Raw genomic sequence first — 20658 nt, 5'->3', positions numbered from 1 at the left:
GACCAATGGCCTCGATCGACGACTCAAAACAATTCATCCCGCTCAACATCGCGGTGCTCACCGTCTCTGACACGCGCGCGCTCGCCGACGACAAGTCCGGCCAGACGCTGGCCGACCGCCTCACCGCGGCGGGCCATCATCTTGCCGCGCGCGAGATCGTCACCGACGACGTCGAGGCGATCCGCGCCGTCGTCCGCCGCTGGATTGCTGATGCCGGCGTCGACGTCGTCGTCACCACCGGCGGCACCGGTTTTACCGGGCGCGACGTCACGCCGGAGGCGATCGAGCCGCTGTTCGAGAAGCGCATGGACGGCTTCTCGATCGCCTTCCACATGCTGAGCCACGCCAAGATCGGGACGTCGACGATCCAGAGCCGCGCCACCGCCGGCGTCGCCGGCGCCACCTACATCTTCTGCCTGCCGGGCTCGCCCGGCGCCTGTCGTGACGGCTGGGACGGCATCCTCGCCGCCCAGCTCGACTACCGCACGCGTCCCTGCAATTTCGTCGAGATCATGCCGCGCCTCGACGAGCATCTGCGAAGGGCGAAGGCGCAGGGCGCGACGGTGTGAGTGCGTTGCTTTGACGCTGCTTTGCTGAGCTAGGCGCGGACCTCTTCCCTTCCCCCTTGTGGGAGAGGGTGGCTCGCCGCGGAGCGGCGAGACGGGTGAGGGGTCTCCATCCGCACGGACCGCTCGGAGACATACCCCTCACCCAAGCGAGTTCGTATCTACTGGCGTCGCTGCCCTCTCCCGCAAGGGGCGAGGGCACAATCATGCGCATCGCGCCCGCTGCGCCAGCGACTAGCTCTTCCGTCTCAGCGAGCTCCACACCACGCGCCACATAGTCCGGCGCGCCTCCACGTGCAACCGTCGCGCCCGGCGCTTGTAGAGATCGACGAGCTCTCCCGTGATGAGCGCGTGCCGCCGCATCAGAGATCGCGCTCCCAGGTTTCACCGGTGAGGTTCTGGCCAAAACTGCGATGCGGCTCGGTGGCGGTCAGCTTGAAGCCGGCATCCTGATAGATTTTTCGCGCGGCGACCAAATTGCTCTGCGTCCACAGCGTCATCCGCCGATAGCCGCAGGCGCGGGCAAAGGAGACGCATTCGGCGACCAGCCGTTGGCCTAGCCCCTGGCCTCGCGCGGCCGGATCGAGCAGCAACAGGCGCAGCTTGGCAACGTCGTCGCTGGCCTTGACCAGAAATACCGAGCCGACCGGCCGGCCCTCGATGTCGGCGATCCAGCAGCGCTCGCGCGAGGCATCGTAGGAGGTCATGTATTTGGCGACGATCTCGGCGACCAGCGCCTCGAAGCCGGAGTCGAAACCGTATTCGCTGGCGTAGAGCGCGCCGTGGCTCTGCACCACCCAGCCCATGTCGCCCGGGCGGGGCTCGCGCAGGGTCGCCCGCGGGGATGGCGTGCGCGGCATGGCGAGCAGCCGCTCGATCGTCTCCATCGCACCGGTGAGCTTGCTGCGCTCCTCATCCGGCAGCGGCCGCAGCATCGCGGCGACGTCGTCCTGGGACGAGCGTTCGAGCCTGGCGAACGCCTGGCGGCCCTTCGCAGTCAGGCTCAGCTGAACCTGCCGGCGGTCGCTCGGAAGCGGCTTGCGCGCGATCAGGCCGCTTTCATCGAAGTTCTGCACGATGCGGCTGAGATAGCCGGCGTCGAGCCCGAGCGCGATGCCGATCTCCTTGGCCGACTGCTCGCCACCATGGGCCAGCTCGTAGAGCACGCGCGCCTCGCTCAGCGAGAACGGGCTCTTCAGGAGCTGCTGGTCGAGCACGCCGAGCTTCTGGGTGTAGAAGCGGTTGAAGGCGCGAACCGCCTGGACCTGGTCGTCGGCGACCTGTTCGGTCGAAGCGGGGCCGGATGGCGAAGGGCTGGATGACGAAAGGGCTGATGGCATGGGTCACCTCGATACTTGCCATTGTCAAACAATTATTTGACTTTGGCAAGTATTAGATCGGTGACGTCAGCCGACCATGACGATCCGGCTGCGCAGCATGGTCCGGGACGAGCGGCCGAGCCGCCGGAGCAGCCGCGCCTCGGAACGGCGGGCCTGGGGCGGGTAGCCGCCGATCCGGTCGTAATGATCGCGCGCGATCAAGAGTCCCTGATCGCCGAGGGGGCCGACCAGTTTGCGCACCACGGCCCAGAGGACGTCGCGAAACCCGGTATCGGCATAAGGCGACCGTGTGTAGCGGAACACCGCCGCGCGATCCCTGCCGCTGGTCGAGACAGCCTGGATGAACTGGGTGGTTTCCTCGATCCAGCCGGTCTCCAGCACGGCGCCGGCCGGGAGGAACATCAGCCAGGGCGAACGGGCCTGGAGCGCACCGGCGGCAAGCGCCGCGCCCTGCGAAGAACCCTCGAAGCCGATGAAACGGCAGCCTGCGACGTCGGCAACGCGCTCGATGACACCGTTGCGGGTGCCATCGACCAGCAGGACTTCCTTGATGATGCCCGCAGCGGCACCGGGTACCAGCGCGGCCAGAGTTGCGACCGCCGTCTGCTCGACGCCTTCGGTCGGTATGATGACGCTCAGCATGATTGAGGCTTCGATGTCTGCACTTCGGGAGAAGCGTAGCTTGTTATGAATGTGTCATAAACACGCGGCGTCGCCGAGTGCAACTTTTCGCCGGTGTTCCGGCATGCGATGGTAAATCGCCGCCGGTCTATCGCAGCCGAATATGTCGTGCGCGGGGTGGCCCTGTTGCCCAATGTTTCCGCGAATGTCGTTTCCGTGAGCTTCAAACGGGGGCTTTCTCTGCCGATATGATCGGGGCGAGGACGGCACGTTCCGCAAGGCTGCACCGGCAGTCTGACACAAACCTTTCGACGGGAAAAACGTGCAACGCTCGCCGCGCAAAGTGAGATAGTCCAGTGAACGCCGATCAACTTCCCGTTGGCACCACGCCAACATCGCCGAAGCCGGAGGCCGCGCCGACCCTGCGGATCCGCGCCGTGATGCTGGGCGAACGCATCAATCCGTCCGGGCTCGAGCTTGGCGCACCTGTCTCCTCGACGCCTGCTGCCTTCCGCGTCCATGCCGGGCTCGTCGTGATCTTCCGCTACGGCGTCGTGGTGCTGATCGGCCTCCTCCCTTCGGAGGAGAAGGTGCTGATCGACAGCCTGAAACCGCGGGTGACCGGCGAGCTCAGCCCTTTTGAAGAGGAGATCGCACAGGCGCAGCTCTGCAAGGATGAGAACGCCGAGGCGATCCAGCCCGGCGGGCCGATCTGCCTCGCCAAATTCTCCGACGATCGCCTGCTGATCGTTGCGGACGCGCTCGCCAAGAGCACCTCGCTCGCCCGCGACGAGCGCCGCGTCGCCGCGGTCTTCGACGTGATCGAGCCCTTTGCGCGGGGACTCGCCGAGCAGGGCCGCACGCCGCCCCGGCGCAAGGGCATCTTGCAACTGATCGGCAATGCGCTTCTGGTCCAGCAGCGCGTCGCCGGCCGTGTCGCGGTGGCCGAGAAACCGGACGTGCTCTGGGAGAAGCCCGAGCTCGACCGCCTCTATGCCCGTCTCGAAGACGAGTACGAATTGAAGGAGCGCCTCGATACGCTCGAGCGCAAGCTCACCGCGGTGTCGGAAACCGCCAACGCGCTGACCGACATCATCGACACCCAGCGCTCGCTGCGTCTGGAAATCGCAGTCGTGGTGCTGATCGTGATCGAGGTCGTGATCGGGTGCATCCAGATCCTGTCGGGCACGCATTAGATCGGCCTGAGATCGGCCTGCACGCCACTGTGCGGGCGGGGAACCGTCGTTCATGTAGATGAACGTTGATCCAAATCAAAGGCACGAAGCTCCAGCGCACGAGACTTCGATCGGACCCGCGGTCAACGCGATGTGCAGCTGTCCGCGGCTTCCTCCCTCGAAGAAGGAGTACGCTGATGTTGCGTCAAGCTCTCATCGCTTCGGCAGCCGCAGCTATGCTGCTTGTCGCCTTCACTCCCGATGACGCATCTGCCCGCGGCGGTCGCGGCGGCGGCATGCGCGCAGGAGGTTTCCACGGCGGTGCCGTGCGGGCAGGAGGCTACCGCGGGGGCGCGGTCGCGGCGCGTGGATATCGGGGCGGTGCTGTCGCCGTGCGCGGCGGGCGTTACGGCTATCGGGGCGCTTATGCAGGGTATCGCGGATATCGTTACGGCGTCGGTGCGGCGGCAGTGGGGGCCGCGGCGATCGGCGCAGCTGCGACGGGGGCCTACTACCGCAGCGGCTGCGGCTATGACGCTTACGGAAACTATGTTTGCCCGGGCGGGTACTCTCCGTACTGAGCGGAGCGACGTAGTTGGCCCATGGTGCTCGAAGCGCTGGCGAAATCGTTTGCTTTGCGCACCATGGTCATTTCGACAGTGGCGCAGCAGCGCTGCGACAAGTCATGGCCCGACAAGTCATGGTCCGCTGAAATTCTCCCACGGGGGAGAAGGGAAAGATGCAGCGGTCGACCGGGCTTTCATTTCGCTCGCAGCACAGCCGCGCAATGCCGAGCGATCGTCAGCTCCTCATTCGTCGGAATGACGAACACATTGACGGTGCTGCCACTGCTGCTGATCCGCTCGCGTGCCGCGTCATTCGCACCCGCGTCAATATGTACGCCGAGCCACCCAAGCCGCTCACCAATCGCGGCGCGGATTTCCTTCGCATGCTCGCCGATGCCGCCGGTGAAGACCAGACAGTCCAGCCCGCCCAGCGTGGTCGCCATCACCGCGACCTGCTGCGCCGCACGGAAGGTGAAGAGCTCGACCGCCTGCCGCGCCGCAGCCTCACGGCTCGCCAGCAGCGTGCGCATGTCGGCAGAGATGCCGGAGACGCCGAGCAGGCCTGACTCGTGATAGAGCAGGTGCTGGACATCCTCGACCGACATCCTCTCGTGCTGTTGCAGATAGAGCAGCACGCCGGGATCGATCGTGCCGCTCCGGGTGCCCATCACGAGGCCATCGAGCGGCGTCAGCCCCATCGTGGTGTCGACGCTGCGGCCATCGCGCAACGCGCACAGGCTGGCGCCATTGCCGAGATGCGCGATGACGGTGCGCTTGGCAACGAACTGCGGCGCGATTTTCGCGAGGCGCCCCGCGACATATTCGAACGAGAGGCCGTGAAAGCCGTAGCGCCGGATACCGCGCTCTTCATAGCGCCGCGGGATGGCGAAGCGGCTCGCGGGTGGCGCCATGCTGTGATGAAAGGCGGTGTCGAAACATGCGATCTGTGCCAGGTCGGGCTTTATTGCCCTGATGGTGCGGACTGGTTCAAGGCACCGCGGCTGGTGCAGCGGCGCCAGTGGCGTCAGTGCGTCCAGCTTTGCGTAGACGTCGTCAGTCAGCTCAACCGGGCCCGAATAATCCGGCCCGCCATGAACGATGCGGTGACCGACGGCGCGCAGGCGGTGGTCGGCAAAACGCTCCTCGATGAAGCCGAGCACCTCCGCGAACAGATGACCGCTGTCCGCATCGGATGCTTCCCTCTGCGTCTCGAACAGGTCTCCGCCCGCAGGGCTTTTCACCACGAGCCGCGGCTTCGCCTCATGCTCGTCGAGCAGGCCCTTGCAGAGCAGGGCAGGCTCGTCCGCCGCGATGTCGAACAGGCCGAACTTGATGCTCGACGAGCCCGAGTTGAGCACGAGGGCCGACGCCGTCATGACGTCAACCCGCTTTGCCCGGCCAGACCCAGTCGCGAATTTCAGGCATGTCCTCGCCGTGTTCGCGCACATAGTGCGAATGTTCGATCAGTCTGTCGCGGAACTGCTGTTGCACCTGCGCGGCCTTGGTCGCCAGACCCGGCACGCGCGCGATCGCCTCGATCGCGAGGTGATAGCGGTCGAGCCCGTTGAGGACGACCATGTCGAACGGCGTCGTCGTGGTGCCTTCCTCGGCAAAGCCGCGCACATGCATTCCGGCATGGTTGGTGCGGTTATAGGTGAGACGGTGGATGAGATAGGGATAGCCGTGATAGGCGAAGATCACCGGCTTGTCTGGTGTGAACAGGCTGTCGAAGTCACGGTCGGACAGGCCGTGCGGGTGCTGGTCTTTCGGCTGCAGCGTCATGAGGTCGACGACGTTGACGACGCGGATCTTCAGGTCGGGCAGCGCCTTGCGCAGCAGATCGACGGCGGCGAGCGTCTCCAGTGTCGGCACGTCGCCGGCGCAGGCCATCACGACGTCGGGCTCGCCATCCGCATCCTCCGTGCCGGCCCAGGTCCAGATGCCGATGCCGGCATCACAATGCGTGGCGGCGTCCTGCATCGACAGCCATTGCGGCGCCGGCTGCTTGCCGGCGACGATGACGTTGATGCGGTCATAGGTGCGCAGGCAGTGATCGGCGATCCACAACAGCGTGTTGGCGTCGGGCGGGAAGTAGATGCGGACGATGTCGGCCTTCTTGTTGGCGACGAGATCGACGAAGCCGGGATCCTGATGGCTGAATCCGTTATGGTCCTGCCGCCAGACATGCGAGGTCAGGAGATAGTTCAGCGAGGCGATCGGTCGCCGCCAGGGCAGATGTCGCGTCACCTTCAGCCATTTGGCGTGCTGGTTGAACATGGAATCGACGATGTGGATGAAGGCCTCGTAGCAGGAGAACAAGCCGTGCCGTCCGGTGAGCAGATAGCCCTCGAGCCAGCCCTGGCAGAGATGCTCGCTCAAAACCTCCATCACCCGGCCGTCCTGGGCGAGATGCACGTCGTAAGGCTCCGTCGGCTCCATCCAGACCCGTTCGGTCGCCTCGAACACGGCATCGAGCCGGTTTGACGCGGTCTCGTCCGGACCCATGATGCGGAAGTTGCGCGTTTCTGCGTTGAGGCGGATGACGTCGCGCAGGAATTTGCCGAGCTCGCGCGTTGCTTCGCCGGTGACGCCGCCGGGCTGCGGCACGTCCAACGCAAAACTGCGGAAGTCCGGCAGCTTCAGCTCCTTCTTCAGCAGGCCGCCATTGGCGTGCGGATTGGCGCCCATGCGCCTGTTACCGTCGGGCGCCAGCGCCTGGAGCTCGGGAATGAGCGCGCCGCTGCCGTCGAACAGCTTCTCGGGCTCGTAGCTGCGCATCCAGTCTTCGAGGATTTTCAGATGCGCCGGGTTCTCGCGACAGCTCGCAACGGGAACCTGATGCGCGCGCCAAAAGCCCTCGACCTTCTTGCCGTCGACCTCCTTCGGGCCGGTCCAGCCCTTCGGGCTGCGCAGCACGATCATCGGCCAGCGCGGCCGCTCGACGCTCTTGCGGCCGTCGCGGGCATGCTGCTGGATCGAGCGGATGCTGGCGAGCGCGACGTCGAGCGCATCCGCCATGGCCTGGTGCATCAATTCGGGATCGTCGCCCTCGACGAACAGCGGCTCGTGGCCGAACCCGCGGAACAGGTCGCGGATCTCCGCGTCGCGCATCCGTCCGAGCACGGTCGGGTTCGCGATCTTGTAGCCATTGAGGTGCAGGATCGGCAGCACAGCGCCGTCATGGGCGGGATTGAGGAACTTGTTCGAGTGCCAGGACGCCGCGAGCGGGCCGGTTTCCGCCTCGCCATCGCCGACGACGCAGGCGACGATCAGGTCGGGATTGTCGAATGCGGCGCCATAGGCATGCACCAGCGCGTAGCCGAGTTCGCCGCCTTCGTGGATCGAGCCTGGCGTTTCCGGCGCCGCGTGGCTCGGAATGCCGCCGGGGAAGGAGAACTGCCTGAAAAGTTTTCGCAATCCGTCTGTATCGCGCGCGACGTCAGGATAGATCTCGCTGTAGCTGCCTTCGAGATAGGTGTTGGCCACCATGCCCGGGCCGCCATGGCCGGGACCGCAGATATAGAGCACGTTGACATCGAGCGCGCGGATGACGCGGTTGAGATGGGCGTAAATGAAGTTCAAACCGGGCGTCGTGCCCCAATGGCCGAGCAAGCGCGGCTTGATGTGCTCCGGCCGCAACGGCTCGCGCAGCAGCGGATTGTCGAGCAGATAGATTTGCCCGACGGAGAGGTAGTTCGCGGCGCGCCAATAGCGATCGAGCAGATCGAGCTCGCTGCTCCCTGAGGCCGATTGTCGTTGATTTGTCATGTTCCTGCTGACCTTCACCCAGCGATCGACACCAACTTTGTTCCGGTGCGATTGATCCCTGTCCGGCATCGAACAGGATCGCCGCGACGGGTGTGTTGCGTGAGGTCAAGGGACCGCGCCCGAAATTTGGGCGGCTACTGTGCATGGGGTTGTTTTTGAGTTTTTTGTTTGTGTTCTTGATTTGTTCCTTTTGCGTGCTATCTTGGCTTCATGAGTCCAGCATCCTCTCATGCTCTCAAGCACCCGCCGGTCACGGCGCCCTCCGAGCCGGCGGGTGCGGACTCTGATTTTCCCGAACTGGCGGTCGCCATCGACAAACAGCGCAGGCGAGGGCGGGGCGCCCAGTCCAATGCCAGCGGCCGCTTCGAGGCCGAGGCCCGCGTCGCCTTCGACGATGGCTGGCAGAGCCTGGAGGAGCTGCCGCCGTTCAAGACCACCGTCGGCGTCGATACCTCGCGCAAGGTGATCACCCGCAACGAATCCCCCGATATTGGCTTCGACCGCTCGATCAATCCGTATCGCGGCTGCGAGCACGGCTGTGTCTATTGCTTCGCGCGGCCGACGCACGCCTATCTCGGCCTGTCGCCGGGGCTCGACTTCGAGTCAAAGCTGTTTGCCAAGCCCGATGCGCCGGCGCTGCTCGAGAAGGAGCTGGCCGCGACCGGCTACGAGCCGCGGATGATCGCGATCGGGACCAACACCGATCCGTATCAGCCGATCGAGCGCGAGCGTAAGATCATGCGCGGCATTCTCGAAGTGCTGGAGCGCGCCGGCCACCCCGTCGGCATCGTCACCAAGTCGGCGCTGGTCACGCGCGACATCGACATTCTCGCGCGGATGGCCAAGCGCAATCTCGCCAAGGTCGGAATTTCCGTCACCTCGCTCGATCCAAAGCTGGCTCGCACCATGGAGCCGCGCGCATCGACGCCGCCGAAGCGGCTGGAGGCGCTGAAGCAGCTTTCGGACGCGGGTATTCCGACCACCGTGATGGTCGCGCCCGTGATCCCCGCGCTGAACGATTCCGAGATCGAGCGCATTCTCGATGCCGCCGCCCATGCCGGCGTCAAGGAAGCCTCCTACGTGCTGTTGCGGCTGCCGCTGGAGGTTCGCGATCTCTTCCGCGAATGGCTGATGGCCAATTATCCAGACCGCTACCGCCACGTCTTCACCCTGATCCGCGACATGCGCGGCGGCCGCGATTACGACGCGAAATGGGGCGAGCGGATGAAGGGCACCGGACCGATGGCCTGGACCATCGGCCGCCGCTTCGAGATCGCCTGCGACAGGCTTGGGCTGAACAAGCGGCGCTCCAAGCTGACGACGGATCACTTTGCGAGGCCGAAGCGGAACGGCGATCAGCTCAGCCTGTTCTGATCGGGAAACGGAAGAGGCGTAGCATGAGCCAGGAACTTACCGCGCCGGTGCCGCGGCTCACGGTCATCACACTGGGTGTGAGCGACATTCGTGCCAGCATCGCCTTCTATGACGCGCTCGGCTTCTCGCGTCGGCTGAAGGCGACCGGCGAGGCCGTCGCCTTCTACGATACCGGTGGTCCGGTGCTGGCCCTGTTTCACTGGGACAAACTCGCGGCCGACGCCAAGTTGCCCGACAATCCGAGGCCCGCGACCTTCCGCGGCATGACGCTCGCCTGGAACTGCGCCACGCGCGGCGAGGTCGATGCGGTTCTGGCCTTCGCCGTCGGCAAGGGCGCGGCGCTGCTGAAAGCGGCGCATGAGACCGACTACGGCGGTTATTCCGGCTATTTCGCCGACCCCGACGGCCATCCCTGGGAAGTCGTGGTCGCGCCCGACATCGAGGTCGGTGAGGACCGGCGGGTGCATCTGGCGGAGTAGGCGGCTGGTCTGAATAACGGGAATTGTCCGGGGTTCCCGGTTGCGCCGGCCGGGCCGCTTGCGCACGATCCCGCCCATGATTCGGGACAAGTCCACCAGGAAGCCGGCCAAAGACGCGCCAAAGAAGGGCGCGTCGAAGAAGGATGCCGCCAGGAAGGCAGCGCCTGCGAAGACGGCCAAGGGGGCGGCCAAGGCCCCGGCCGGTAGGCAGGGCGCCATCATCGCCGTCGCATCGCCGACCTTCCGCCGCGAGCGCGCGCTGATCAAGCGCGGCATCTGGCCGGTTGCCGGCTGCGACGAGGCCGGCCGCGGGCCGCTGGCCGGACCCGTGGTCGCGGCCGCCGTGATTCTCGATCCCGACCGCATTCCCCGCGGCATCGACGATTCCAAGCGCCTGACGGCCGAGGAACGCGAGAAGCTTTTCGACAAGATCTGCGCCACCGCGCAGGTCTCGGTCGCCGTCGCCTCGCGCTCCCGAATCGACCGCGACAACATCCTGCGCGCCTCGCTGTGGGCGCTGAAGCGCGCCGTGGTGGCGCTGCCCGACTCGCCGCGTCATGTGTTTGTCGACGGCCGCGACCGGCTCGACACCGCCTGCGACTGCGAGGCCGTGATCGGCGGCGACGGCATCGTCCTGTCGATCGCCGCAGCCTCGATCATCGCCAAGGTGACGCGCGACCGGCTGATGTGCGCGCTGGCGCAGGACTGCCCCGGCTATGGCTTCGAGCAGCACAAGGGCTACGCCGTCCCGGAGCACCTCGACGCGCTCGACCGCCTCGGTCCCACCATCCACCACCGCAGCTTCTTCGCCCCCGTTGCCGCCGCCCGCGCCAAGCACATGCCCTGGACCGTCGAGCCGGTGCGGGACCTGTTCGCGGTGACCGAGATGGAAGTGCAGCTAGAAGCAAGCGTTGAAATTGATGCGTCAGCGGGCCTGTAGGGCAGACGGTCGTTGCCACAACGCGCAGCGCCCTTTATCAAAACAGATGTGAGCGAATAGGGCCGGCTGGACGGGTTGGCTGCATCTTTCGGACGTTGCATGCGGTTTACCTCCCTGGTCATCGAGCTCATTCGCGCCCGGCCGCGGCTGATCGTGTGGATCGCCGTGCTGCTGCAGGCCGCGATGTGGCTGTTCGTGGCGCTGGTATTTTACCGCAGCCCGCCCGGCACGCTCGCGACCCTGCTGGCGTTCGGCCGCGAATACCAGGTCGGCACCGATCTCGGGCCGCCCTTGCCGGTCTGGCTCGCCGACATCGCCTATCGCGCCGCAGGCGGCCACGTGTTCGGCGTCTATGTCCTCGCCCAGCTCTGCGAGGTCGCGACCTTCATCGCGCTCTATCATCTCTCCCGCGCCGTGGTCGGCTCACAGCAGGCGGTGCTCGCCGTGCTGCTGACCATGACCGTGCTGGCCTTCTCCTCGCCGGCGCTCGACTTTGGCCCGCTGGTGCTGGCGCGGCCGCTCTGGGCGCTGCTGCTGCTGCATTCCTGGCAGATCATCGGCCAGCGCCGCGGCAATGCCTGGTTTGCCTGGTCGATCGAAGCGGGCCTCTTGCTGCTGACGACGCCCGCGGCGATCTTCCTTCTCCTCCTGCTCGTCGTCTTCGCGGTCTCGACCGCCGGCGGACGCCGGACGCTACGCGCGCTCGATCCGCTGTTCGCGCTGATCGTCGTCGCCGTGCTGGCGCTGCCCTATGCAGTCTGGCTGATGCGCGCGGAGACGCTTGTCATGCCGACCCTGCCTGAGGTCGCCGAGCTGAACGCTCGCGCGCTGCACGCGGCCTGGCTGCTCGGCGGGCTCGTGCTCGGCGCGGCGGCGATCCCGGCGCTGACCTTTCTCAATAGCGGCCTGTTCGTCGCCAAGGGCGAGGAAGCGCCGATCATCTACCGGCCGCCGGTCGAGCCGCTCGCGCACAACTTCGTCTATTTCTTCGCGCTGGCGCCTGCGCTCGGCGCGGTCCTGATCTCCGGCGTGCTCGGGCTCGATGCCGTTGTCGGCGGCGCCGGTGTCGTGCTGGTGGTGTCGGGACTTGCCGTGGTGGTGGCGGCTGGCGACCTCATCGCGATGCGCCGCGCGCGGGTGCTGCGGACGGTGTGGGCTGCCGCCGTCCTGGCGCCCGCAGCCGGCGTCGTGCTCGCCGTGCTGTTTCTGCCCTTGACCGGCGCCAACGAGATTGCGACCTCGATGCCGGCGCGCGCTATCTCGGATTTCTTCGACGAGAGCTTTGCCCGCCGCACCAATCATCGCCTGCGCGCGGTCGCCGGCGAGACCCAGCTCGCGAGCCTGATCACGCTGCATTCCGGCCGGCCGCATCTCTTCATCGATGCCCAGCCCGCGCGTACGCCGTGGATCAATCAGGCCAAGTTCAGCGAGACCGGCGGCGTCGTGGTCTGGCGCGCCTCCGACACCGCCGGCACCCCGCCGCCGGAAATCCTCGCGCGCTTTCCCGGCATCGTTCCGGAAGTGCCGCGCGCCTTCGAATGGCTGGTGACCGGCCGCCAGCAGCTCTTGCGCATCGGCTGGGCCATCGTGCGGCCGAAGGGGACGTAAGTCGGGAATCGTAGGGTGGGCAAAGCGAAGCGTGCCCACCACGCATCCATGATCGCGGAGAGAGACGGTGGGCACGGCGCTTTGCGCCTTTGCCCACCCTACGAGAGCTCGCTATCCCGCCAGCACCTTCGCGATCGCGCGCAGATCCTGCCAGGCCAGCCGCTTGTACGATGGCGAGCGCAAGAGATAGGCCGGATGGAACGTCGGCAGCGCGCGGATGGTGCGCCCACCCGTCTCGTAGTCGAACCAGCGGCCGCGGGTGCGCATGATGCCTTCGCGCGTCGACAGCAGCGTCTGCGTCGAGGGATTGCCGAGCGTCACCAGCACGTCGGGATTCACCAGCTCGATCTGGCGCTGGATGAAAGGCAGGCAGATCTGCGTTTCCTGCGGCGTCGGCGTGCGGTTGCCGGGCGGCCGCCAGGGAATCACGTTGGCGATGTAGGCAGTGGTGCGGTTGAGCCCGATCGCGCCGATCATGAGGTCGAGCAGCTTGCCGCTGCGCCCGACGAAGGGCAGCCCCTCGATGTCCTCGTCGCGGCCCGGCGCCTCGCCGACGAACATGATGCGCGCCTGCGGATTGCCGTCGGCGAACACCAGCTGCGTCGCGGTGTGCTTCAGCGCGCAGCCTTCAAAATTCTGCATCAGCTCGCGCAGTGCCTCGAGCGTCGGCGCGGTACGCGCGGCCTCGCGCGCGGAGGCGATCGCAATGTCCGGCGCAGGTGCGGCCTCGCCGCGCATCACCGCGGGCGCGGCAACAGGCCGTGGTGCCTCAACCGGAGGTGCGGCGCGTGGGGCCGGCGGCGGAGCATCCAATTCCGCCAGGCGGTCGACTGGTTCCTCCGCGAGCGCGCAGTCGACCCCGGCCTCCAGATAGAAGGCGAGAAGCTCTCGGACGGTGGGTGCGGGTTCGGGGATCATTTGGAAAGTCAGACTTTTACTATATCAGTTTGGGGTGCCTTGCATCCCAGTGGAACGCATTTCCGTGGTTGTCCTACCCGGAAAAATCGGAAACAAGGGGGCGCAAATGACGAGGAACCGTCTCAAGGGCTGAGATCAGATGAGCACCGAAGAACTTCCCCCGCGCGAATCCATGGAATTCGACGTCGTCATCGTCGGCGCCGGCCCGTCTGGCCTGGCGGCCGCGATCCGGCTGAAGCAGCTCAATGCCGATCTCAACGTCGTCGTGGTGGAGAAGGGCTCCGAGGTCGGTGCGCACATTCTCTCCGGCGCCGTGATCGATCCGGCCGGGCTCGACAAGCTGATCCCGGACTGGCGCGAGGATTCCGACTGTCCGCTGAAGACGCAGGTGAAGGACGATCGCTTCTACTGGATGACCGCTGGCGGCGCGATCAAGCTGCCGAACTTCATCATGCCGCCGCTGATGGATAATCATCACTGCTATATCGGCTCGCTCGGCAATGTCTGCCGCTGGCTGGCGCGCAAGGCCGAGGCGCTCGGCGTCGAGATCTATCCGGGCTTTGCCGCAGCCGAGGTGCTCTATGACGAGCAGGGCGCGGTGAAGGGCATCGCCACCGGCGACATGGGCATTGGCCGCGATGGCAAGCCGAAGGACTCCTTTACCCGTGGCATGGAACTGCTCGGCAAGTACACCCTGTTCGCCGAAGGCGCGCGCGGCAGCCTGACCAAGCAGCTGATCGCGAAGTTCGCGCTAGATGCCAACAGCGAGCCGCCGAAGTTCGGCATCGGCCTCAAGGAAGTCTGGCAGATCGATCCCGCCAAGCACCAGAAGGGTATGATCCAGCATTCGTTCGGCTGGCCGCTCGACCTGAAGACCGGCGGCGGCTCGTTCCTTTATCACTATGACGACAATCTCGTCGCCGTCGGCTTCGTCGTGCATCTCAACTACGACGATCCGTATCTGTCGCCGTTCGACGAGTTCCAGCGCTTCAAGACCCATCCCTCGATCCGCGGCACCTTTGAAGGCGGCAAGCGGCTCGCCTATGGCGCGCGCGCCATCACCGAAGGCGGCTACCAGTCGGTGCCGAAGCTGAGCTTCCCCGGCGGCGCGCTGGTCGGTTGTGCGGCGGGCTTCGTCAACGTGCCTCGCATCAAGGGCGTGCACAATGCGATGGGCACCGGCATGCTCGCCGCAGAGCATGTCGCGGCCGCGCTCGCTGCCGATCGCGCCAATGACGAGATCGTCGACTACGAGAACGCCTGGCGGTCCTCGGCGGTCGGCAAGGACCTGTTCCTGGTCCGCAACGTCAAGCCGCTATGGTCGAAGTTCGGCACCGTGCTCGGCGTCGCGCTCGGTGGCTTCGACATGTGGTGCAACACGCTGTTCGGTGGCTCGCTGTTCGGCACGCAGTCGCATGCGAAGCCCGATCGCGCCACGCTTGATCCGGCGAAGAGCCACGCGCCGAAGAACTACCCGAAGCCGGACGGCAAGATCTCGTTCGACAAGCTCTCGTCGGTGTTCCTGTCCAACACCAATCATGAGGAGGACCAGCCGGTCCATCTCAAGGTCGCCGACATGAACCTGCAGAAGACCTCGGAGCACGACGTCTTCGCCGGTCCCTCGAATCGCTATTGCCCGGCCGGGGTCTATGAGTGGGTCGAGGAAGGCGCGAGCCCGCGCTTCCAGATCAATGCCCAGAACTGCGTCCACTGCAAAACCTGCGACGTGAAGGACCCCAACGGCAACATCACCTGGGTTCCCCCGGAGGGCGGCGGCGGCCCGAACTACGAGGCGATGTAAGCCGGGATCATTGGACCAAAGCGATCAGGCCGGGGTCAATGTGACGTGCCCCCGGCATTGTGACGCACGTTCGCGTGAGAACCGGCCCGGGGTAGCGGTCCGCGGCCACGATAAGGCCATACTGGCAGCGTCTTGGGGCGTAGTAGGCCGATTTGGGGCGTGCGGAGGGGATCGCATGCCCGAATCCTTGCGGTGAAGCGCCAAAAGCGGCATTGTCGGCCCGACGGTTCCGGGTCCCCATGCCACCGGCCGCGTTCGCATGCGATACGGCCTACTGCTGCAAACCCAGGCACTACAACTCAAGGCGAGCCCCTGATGTTCTCAAATCGTTTCAACCGCTGGACTGTTGCCGCCATCGCCCTCATGGGCACCGCGATTGCGACGGTCCCCGGCGCGGTCCTGGCGCAGACGCCGGACCATCCGTCCGACACGGCGGCGCAATTCCCGACCCGGAACGATCTGAAGTCGCTGACGACCTCCGGCAGCTATCTCGCTGCCCGCCACGCCAGCGTCGAGCGCGATGCGGCCTCGGCCGCCGCCTTCTACCGCTCGGCGCTCCGCACCGATCCCAAAAACAATGAGCTGCTCGATCGCGCCTTCATCTCGTCGGTTGCCGACGGTGACATCGACGAGGCGGTCAAGCTCGCCGAGCGCGTCCTGACCATCGACAAGACCAACCGCGTCGCACGTCTCGTCGTCGGGGTGCACGATCTCAAGATGAAGAAATACGCGACCGCGCAAACCAACATCAACCAGTCGATCCGCGGTCCGATCACCGATCTCGTCGCCACGCTGCTGTCGGGCTGGGCCGCCTATGGCGCGGGCGATGCCAAGGGCGGCGTCGCCACCATCGACAAGCTCGCCGGTCCGGAATGGTATCCGCTGTTCAAGGACCTCCATGCCGGCATGATCCTCGAGCTCTCCGGCAAGGAGAAGGACGCCGGCGTCCGCTTCGAGCGCGCCTACAAGCTCGACGATTCCATGCTGCGCGTCACCGAGGCCTATGCCCGCTGGCTGTCGCGCAACAAGGATTCCGCGGCCGCGACCACCGTCTACCTGGCTTTCGACAAGAAGCTCGCCCGCCATCCGCTGATCGTGGAAGGCCTGCGCGACACCAAGGCCGGCAAGAAGATGCCGCCGCTGGCCGACTCCGCCCAAGCCGGTGCCGCCGAAGCGCTGTACGGCATCGGCGCCACGCTGACCCGCCGCGGCGGCGAGGATCTGGCGCTGGTCTATCTCCAGCTCGCGCTCTATCTCCAGCCGACCCATCCGCTGGCGCTACTCTCGCTCGCCGACCTCTATGAATCGGTGAAGCGGCCGCAGATGGCGATCAAGGTTTATGAGCGGGTGCCCGCGACCTCGCCGTTGAAGCGCAATGCGCAGATCCAGCTGGCCATCGATCTGGATTCCGCCGACCGCACCGACGAGGCGATCAAGATCCTCAAGGGCGTCACATCGGACGATTCCAAGGATCTCGAGGCCATCATGGCGCTCGGCAATATCGAGCGCGGTCGCAAGAAGTTCGGCGATTGCGGCGCGACCTATTCGCGGGGCGTCGACGTGCTGCCGGCGGGCAACGACAAGGCCAACAGCGTCTGGTACTATTATCGCGGCATCTGCGAGGAGCGTTCCAAGGAGTGGAGCAAGGCCGAAGCCGACATGAAGAAGGCGCTCGAGCTCCAGCCCGACCAGCCGCATGTCCTCAACTATCTCGGCTATTCCTGGATCGACCAGGGCGTGAATCTCGACGAAGGCATGAAGATGATCAAGCGTGCCGTCGAGCAGCGTCCCGACGACGGCTACATCGTCGACTCCCTCGGCTGGGCCTACTACCGCATCGGCAATTACGAAGAGGCGGTGAAGAACCTCGAGCGCGCGATCGACCTCAAGCCCGAGGATCCCACCATCAACGATCACCTCGGCGATGCCTATTGGCGCGTCGGCCGCACGCTGGAAGCGAAATTCCAGTGGGCCCACGCCCGCGATCTCAAGCCCGAGCCGGAGGAGCTTCCGAAGATCGAGGCCAAGATCGCCAACGGTATGACCGACGATTCGAACTCTTCGGCCGCGCAGGCGGACAAGAAGAAGGACGACGGCAAGGGCGGCTAAGAGTGCGTTTGGGGACTGATCGCCAATGTCGGCGTTGATTGAAGAAGGGCGCGCGAAGGTCAATCTGAGCCTTCGCGTGGTCGGCCGTCGTGCCGACGGCTATCATGATCTCGAAAGCGTGGTCGCGTTTGCCGACTGCGCGGACCAGCTGACGCTGGAGCCGGGCGGCGAACTGAAGCTCGTCACCACCGGGCCGCTGGCCGCGGCCTGCGGCGACACCGCCGACAATCTCGTGGTCAAGGCGGCCAGGCTCCTGGCCGAGGCCGTGCCGAACCTGAAGCTGGGCGCCTTCGCGCTCGACAAGGTGCTTCCCGTCGCGGCCGGCATCGGCGGCGGCTCGGCCGATGCCGCGGCGGCGCTGCGGCTGCTCGCGCGTCTCAACAATCTGTCTCTCGATGATCCGCGCTTGCAGAAAGTCGCGCTCGCGACCGGCGCCGACGTGCCGGTGTGCCTGGTCTCGCGCGCCTGCGACATGACCGGCGTCGGCGAGCAGCTGCTGCCGCTCGCGCTGCCGAGCATGCCCTGCGTGATGGTCAATCCGCGCGTGCCGGTCGCGACCAAGGACGTGTTCCAGGCGCTGGGCTTGCGCAACGGCGAATTGCTGGTGGGCGCCACCTCTGTCCTCGACGCCCCGGCCTGGCCGGACGAGGGCGCCTCCATTGCCGATTGGGTCGACGTTCTCGAAACCGTGGCCAACGATCTCGAAGCCCCTGCGTTGCGGATCGAGCCCGTGATCGGCGAGGTGCTGGAAGCCTTGCGTGACTCCGCCGGCGTCAAGCTTGCCCGCATGTCCGGCTCCGGCGCGACTTGCTTTGCGATCTGTGGCGCAGCGAGCGATGCGCATGCCGGCGCGGAAAAGATCCGGCGCGACCACCCCGGCTGGTGGGTGCATGCGGGGACGTTGAGCTAGGTTTTTCCCCGACGACGGTGCCGTAGGGTGGGCAAAGCGAAGCGTGCCCACCAAACTTATTCTCGCAATCTGGCTGCGTGGTGGGCACGGCGCTTTGCGCCTTTGCCCACCCTACGGCAGTGGAGCTAGCCGCCGTCTTCGGCCAGCCCGAGAAACCGCCGGATCTCACCCAACACCTCTTGCGGCTTGTCATGCTGCAGCCAGTGTCCGGCGCCGGCGATGGTTTCGATGCGCGCCTGCGGGAAGTAGCGCTCCAGGCCCGCAGCCTTGGCGCCGGCGAGAAAACTTTCACCGGCATTGAGCAGCAGCGTCGGGCAGGCAATGCGCGACCACAGCGCGACGTGATCGTCCGGCCAGAGCCGGTGCGGCGCAGAGGCGCGCTGGTAGGGATCGAACTTCCAGCTATAGGTGCCGTCGTCATTCCGCCGCGAGCCGTGCGTTGCAAGATGCAGCGCGAGGTCGCGGGCGAGGCGCTTGTTGTGAAGCACCATCTGCGCGGCCGCGTCTTCGAGGGTCGAATAGCGGCGCGGCGTGCGGTCGTGCAGCCTGTCGAGCTGGCTGACCCATTTGCTGATGCGCTCATGCGTCGGCGCTTTGGGGGTGTCCGGCAACATGGTGACGCCGTCGAGGACGACGAGCTTCGAAACCAGTTCGGGGAACGACCCCGAAAAGATCAGGCTCACCATGCCGCCCATGGAATGGCCGATCAGAGTCACCTGAGGCGCTGCGATGCTGCGAATGAGCTGCGCGAGGTCGTAGACATACTCGGTCAGCGCGTAGCTGCCGCCCTTGGTCCAGTCGGAATCGCCATGACCGCGCAGATCGGGCGCGAGCACGTGAAAATGCGGCTGAAGCGAGCGGGCGATGGCGTCCCAGCTCCGGCAATGATCGCGGCCGCCATGGACCAGGATGGCGACGGGCGCGCCGTGATTGCCCCAATCGGCATAGTGCAGCCGCAGGCCGTGGGACTCGTAAGTGCGACTTTGCGGGGCGAGCATCGGGCGTCGATCCTTCGAAATGCCGGACGAGATAACAGCACGACTGGAGTAGCCTGCTGCCGGCCATTCCACAAGCAAGCCGCAGGTCACGGGCGCTTCGGCGGCGAGCTCGTGCCGGCTAGGCGGCGCATGGCGCGTCGGCGCTGCCGGGTCTTGCGCATCTTCGCGTCGTGACAGCGACGCGCGGTGCGCGACAACGACCTTGTCAGGAGGCGATAACGCGACCAGGACATCATCCTCATCGAACTCTCCATCGCAACAACCATGGGTGAGCCGCGAGCGATGGGTCGTTCGAATTCCACGCGTTACATCTAGGTCATTACGGGTCGGAAAGTCTTTCGGGCCGATGGCGACAATGTCGCGCGCACGCCGTCATCGCGAGCGGATCGCCTCATCGAAATCGTTCATCGGTATTAAACCTGCGTAAGGCGCCGAACGCAGGACGCACTCGTCGCCTCCAACGGATGTTAGGAGGTGAACATCATGAAACTTGTATCTGCGTTTGTCGGCCTTGCCGCGCTTGGCGGGGTCACGCTGTCGAGCGGGGCTGCGTCAGCAGCACCGATCGAGGTGCCGACCGGCTATGTCTGCAATGAATGGGGCCATTGCTGGCAACGGCACTACCATGGAGGCTACTACCATCCGCACTACTGGGGTGGTTACGGCTGGCACCATCATTGGGGTGACGGCTGGCGCTGGCATCATTGGGCTCGCTGGCACCGCTGGCATCATTGGCATCAGTGGTGAAATCCGAGAAAGGGGCTTCGGCCCCTTTCTTTTTTCGGCGGATGCCGTCGGGAATGACGCGAGCTAGGTCTGCACCGGCCGCCGCGCCAGCGCAAGTGAGAGGCCAAGGCCGGTGATGAAGACGCCCGAGCCCTGCGTGAGACGCCGCATCAGATGCGGCCTGCCAATCAGCTGCGTGCGCGTTGCAGTTGCCATCAGCACGACGACGACATCGGCGAGCGTGTTCAGGATCACCGAGATCGCGCCGAGCACGATGAATTGCAGCGTGGGGCTCGATCCCGCGGGATCGAGGAACTGCGGAATGAAGGCGAGGAAGAATGCGGCGGTCTTCGGGTTCAGCGCCTCGACCAGCACGCCGTCGCGGAACGCGCGCCTGTCGCCGACGGGCTCGCTCTCCAGCGAGAGCGCGCGGCCGGCGCTGCGGAAGGTCTTGATGCCGAGCCAAACCAGATAGAGCGCGCCGATGAATTTTACGACGGCAAACAGCTCCGCACTGGCAAGGATGATCGCGGAGATGCCGAGGCTGCCCGCGACGACATGAACCAGCCCGCCGAGCGCCGTGCCCGCAGTTGACGCAAAGCCGCTGGCGCGCCCCTCCGACAAGGTCCGCGCCGCGACGTAGAAGATGCCGGGGCCGGGAACGGCGGCAATGAGACACGCTGCGGCCAGGAACAGCCAGAAATTCGTTTCGATCATCCCGTTTTGGTAACGTAGCGTGCTGCGATTGCAAGGCCTCTC

At 65.7% G+C, this 20658-nt stretch carries 18 protein-coding genes; 11 read left to right on the top strand and 7 right to left on the bottom strand.

Features of this window, described 5'->3' with window-relative positions; genetic code table 11:
- The first annotated feature begins 5 nt into the window (after positions 1-5).
- Positions 6-569, top strand: coding sequence for a molybdenum cofactor biosynthesis protein B (gene moaB / locus ACVJ5M_RS37955; protein WP_063985123.1), 564 nt, complete (start codon positions 6-8; stop codon positions 567-569).
- A 359-nt stretch (positions 570-928) separates the two neighbouring features.
- On the opposite strand, the gene ACVJ5M_RS37950 is transcribed toward moaB, so the two are convergent.
- Both ACVJ5M_RS37950 and ACVJ5M_RS37945 read right to left on the bottom strand, forming a co-directional pair.
- Positions 929-1906, bottom strand: a complete 978-nt coding sequence (locus tag ACVJ5M_RS37950) for a bifunctional helix-turn-helix transcriptional regulator/GNAT family N-acetyltransferase (protein ID WP_063985122.1) — start codon at positions 1904-1906, stop codon at positions 929-931.
- Between the two features lie 66 nt (positions 1907-1972).
- Positions 1973-2548 (bottom strand): glycosyltransferase family protein, encoded by a 576-nt coding sequence (locus ACVJ5M_RS37945; RefSeq protein ID WP_231144353.1) that lies wholly within the window; start codon positions 2546-2548, stop codon positions 1973-1975.
- 335 nt (positions 2549-2883) lie between these two features.
- Here ACVJ5M_RS37945 and ACVJ5M_RS37940 point away from each other — a divergent pair, with 335 nt between their 5' ends.
- Together ACVJ5M_RS37940 and ACVJ5M_RS37935 are read left to right on the top strand one after the other, a co-directional pair.
- Positions 2884-3723, top strand: coding sequence for an RMD1 family protein (locus ACVJ5M_RS37940; RefSeq protein WP_085402542.1), 840 nt, complete (start codon positions 2884-2886; stop codon positions 3721-3723).
- Between the two features lie 176 nt (positions 3724-3899).
- Positions 3900-4283, top strand: a complete 384-nt coding sequence (locus ACVJ5M_RS37935; RefSeq protein ID WP_084795278.1) for a hypothetical protein — start codon at positions 3900-3902, stop codon at positions 4281-4283.
- A 179-nt stretch (positions 4284-4462) separates the two neighbouring features.
- Here ACVJ5M_RS37935 and ACVJ5M_RS37930 read toward each other — a convergent pair whose 3' ends face one another.
- Together ACVJ5M_RS37930 and ACVJ5M_RS37925 are read right to left on the bottom strand one after the other, a co-directional pair.
- On the bottom strand, positions 4463-5644 hold the full coding sequence (locus ACVJ5M_RS37930; protein ID WP_063985120.1) for an acetate/propionate family kinase: 1182 nt from the start codon (positions 5642-5644) through the stop codon (positions 4463-4465).
- 4 nt (positions 5645-5648) lie between these two features.
- Positions 5649-8036, bottom strand: coding sequence for a phosphoketolase family protein (locus ACVJ5M_RS37925; RefSeq protein ID WP_063985119.1), 2388 nt, complete (start codon positions 8034-8036; stop codon positions 5649-5651).
- A gap of 210 nt (positions 8037-8246) precedes the next feature.
- On the opposite strand from ACVJ5M_RS37925, the gene ACVJ5M_RS37920 reads away from it, so the two are divergent.
- The 4 genes from ACVJ5M_RS37920 to ACVJ5M_RS37905 all read left to right on the top strand — a co-directional run bounded on the left by ACVJ5M_RS37920 (position 8247) and on the right by ACVJ5M_RS37905 (position 12437).
- Complete coding sequence (locus ACVJ5M_RS37920; protein WP_063985118.1) at positions 8247-9410, top strand: PA0069 family radical SAM protein; 1164 nt, start codon at positions 8247-8249, stop codon at positions 9408-9410.
- 23 nt (positions 9411-9433) lie between these two features.
- The gene (locus tag ACVJ5M_RS37915; protein ID WP_063985117.1) at positions 9434-9889 is read left to right on the top strand and encodes a VOC family protein; all 456 of its coding nucleotides are present in this window, start codon (positions 9434-9436) and stop codon (positions 9887-9889) included.
- Between the two features lie 76 nt (positions 9890-9965).
- Positions 9966-10829 carry a ribonuclease HII gene (locus ACVJ5M_RS37910; RefSeq protein WP_063986628.1) on the top strand — a complete coding sequence of 288 codons (864 nt, stop codon included), beginning with the start codon at positions 9966-9968 and terminating at the stop codon, positions 10827-10829.
- Between the two features lie 99 nt (positions 10830-10928).
- Positions 10929-12437 carry a glycosyltransferase family 39 protein gene (locus tag ACVJ5M_RS37905; RefSeq protein ID WP_063985116.1) on the top strand — a complete coding sequence of 503 codons (1509 nt, stop codon included), beginning with the start codon at positions 10929-10931 and terminating at the stop codon, positions 12435-12437.
- A gap of 111 nt (positions 12438-12548) precedes the next feature.
- Here the strand turns inward: ACVJ5M_RS37905 and ACVJ5M_RS37900 are convergent, their stop codons facing one another.
- Positions 12549-13355: a uracil-DNA glycosylase gene (locus ACVJ5M_RS37900; protein ID WP_063985115.1), complete on the bottom strand. Its 807-nt coding sequence runs from the start codon at positions 13353-13355 to the stop codon at positions 12549-12551.
- A 139-nt stretch (positions 13356-13494) separates the two neighbouring features.
- Between ACVJ5M_RS37900 and ACVJ5M_RS37895 the strand changes: the two genes are divergently transcribed.
- The 3 genes from ACVJ5M_RS37895 (at position 13495) to ACVJ5M_RS37885 (ending at position 18175) form a co-directional block, all read left to right on the top strand.
- Positions 13495-15156 (top strand): electron transfer flavoprotein-ubiquinone oxidoreductase, encoded by a 1662-nt coding sequence (locus tag ACVJ5M_RS37895; RefSeq protein ID WP_283018495.1) that lies wholly within the window; start codon positions 13495-13497, stop codon positions 15154-15156.
- A 315-nt stretch (positions 15157-15471) separates the two neighbouring features.
- Positions 15472-17265 carry a tetratricopeptide repeat protein gene (locus ACVJ5M_RS37890; RefSeq protein ID WP_187387792.1) on the top strand — a complete coding sequence of 598 codons (1794 nt, stop codon included), beginning with the start codon at positions 15472-15474 and terminating at the stop codon, positions 17263-17265.
- A 25-nt stretch (positions 17266-17290) separates the two neighbouring features.
- The gene (locus tag ACVJ5M_RS37885; protein ID WP_063985112.1) at positions 17291-18175 is read left to right on the top strand and encodes a 4-(cytidine 5'-diphospho)-2-C-methyl-D-erythritol kinase; all 885 of its coding nucleotides are present in this window, start codon (positions 17291-17293) and stop codon (positions 18173-18175) included.
- A 125-nt stretch (positions 18176-18300) separates the two neighbouring features.
- On the opposite strand, the gene ACVJ5M_RS37880 is transcribed toward ACVJ5M_RS37885, so the two are convergent.
- Positions 18301-19173 carry an alpha/beta fold hydrolase gene (locus ACVJ5M_RS37880; RefSeq protein ID WP_063985111.1) on the bottom strand — a complete coding sequence of 291 codons (873 nt, stop codon included), beginning with the start codon at positions 19171-19173 and terminating at the stop codon, positions 18301-18303.
- 483 nt (positions 19174-19656) lie between these two features.
- Between ACVJ5M_RS37880 and ACVJ5M_RS37875 the strand changes: the two genes are divergently transcribed.
- A complete protein-coding gene (locus tag ACVJ5M_RS37875) occupies positions 19657-19920 on the top strand; it encodes a hypothetical protein (protein WP_084795277.1) in 264 nt (87 codons plus the stop codon).
- 63 nt (positions 19921-19983) lie between these two features.
- On the opposite strand, the gene ACVJ5M_RS37870 is transcribed toward ACVJ5M_RS37875, so the two are convergent.
- Entirely contained in the window at positions 19984-20616 is a 633-nt protein-coding gene (locus tag ACVJ5M_RS37870) for a LysE family translocator (protein ID WP_063985108.1), read from the bottom strand.
- Positions 20617-20658 lie beyond the last annotated feature (42 nt).

This window comes from Bradyrhizobium sp. S3.7.6, from assembly GCF_054061875.1.
The sequence above is the reverse complement of the archived record's forward strand: the minus strand, read 5'-3'. Positions and strand labels throughout refer to the sequence as shown.

Bases quoted from the DNA above. Each gene is read 5' to 3' on its own strand.
- moaB (WP_063985123.1), top strand. From the start codon at position 6: ATGGCCTCGATCGACGACTCAAAACAATTCATCCCGCTCAACATCGCG.
- ACVJ5M_RS37950 (WP_063985122.1), bottom strand. From the start codon at position 1,906: ATGCCATCAGCCCTTTCGTCATCCAGCCCTTCGCCATCCGGCCCCGCT.
- ACVJ5M_RS37945 (WP_231144353.1), bottom strand. From the start codon at position 2,548: ATGCTGAGCGTCATCATACCGACCGAAGGCGTCGAGCAGACGGCGGTC.
- ACVJ5M_RS37935 (WP_084795278.1), top strand. From the start codon at position 3,900: ATGTTGCGTCAAGCTCTCATCGCTTCGGCAGCCGCAGCTATGCTGCTT.
- ACVJ5M_RS37930 (WP_063985120.1), bottom strand. From the start codon at position 5,644: ATGACGGCGTCGGCCCTCGTGCTCAACTCGGGCTCGTCGAGCATCAAG.
- ACVJ5M_RS37925 (WP_063985119.1), bottom strand. From the start codon at position 8,036: ATGACAAATCAACGACAATCGGCCTCAGGGAGCAGCGAGCTCGATCTG.
- ACVJ5M_RS37920 (WP_063985118.1), top strand. From the start codon at position 8,247: ATGAGTCCAGCATCCTCTCATGCTCTCAAGCACCCGCCGGTCACGGCG.
- ACVJ5M_RS37915 (WP_063985117.1), top strand. From the start codon at position 9,434: ATGAGCCAGGAACTTACCGCGCCGGTGCCGCGGCTCACGGTCATCACA.
- ACVJ5M_RS37910 (WP_063986628.1), top strand. From the start codon at position 9,966: ATGATTCGGGACAAGTCCACCAGGAAGCCGGCCAAAGACGCGCCAAAG.
- ACVJ5M_RS37905 (WP_063985116.1), top strand. From the start codon at position 10,929: ATGCGGTTTACCTCCCTGGTCATCGAGCTCATTCGCGCCCGGCCGCGG.
- ACVJ5M_RS37900 (WP_063985115.1), bottom strand. From the start codon at position 13,355: ATGATCCCCGAACCCGCACCCACCGTCCGAGAGCTTCTCGCCTTCTAT.
- ACVJ5M_RS37895 (WP_283018495.1), top strand. From the start codon at position 13,495: ATGAGCACCGAAGAACTTCCCCCGCGCGAATCCATGGAATTCGACGTC.
- ACVJ5M_RS37890 (WP_187387792.1), top strand. From the start codon at position 15,472: ATGTTCTCAAATCGTTTCAACCGCTGGACTGTTGCCGCCATCGCCCTC.
- ACVJ5M_RS37885 (WP_063985112.1), top strand. From the start codon at position 17,291: ATGTCGGCGTTGATTGAAGAAGGGCGCGCGAAGGTCAATCTGAGCCTT.
- ACVJ5M_RS37880 (WP_063985111.1), bottom strand. From the start codon at position 19,173: ATGCTCGCCCCGCAAAGTCGCACTTACGAGTCCCACGGCCTGCGGCTG.
- ACVJ5M_RS37875 (WP_084795277.1), top strand. From the start codon at position 19,657: ATGAAACTTGTATCTGCGTTTGTCGGCCTTGCCGCGCTTGGCGGGGTC.
- ACVJ5M_RS37870 (WP_063985108.1), bottom strand. From the start codon at position 20,616: ATGATCGAAACGAATTTCTGGCTGTTCCTGGCCGCAGCGTGTCTCATT.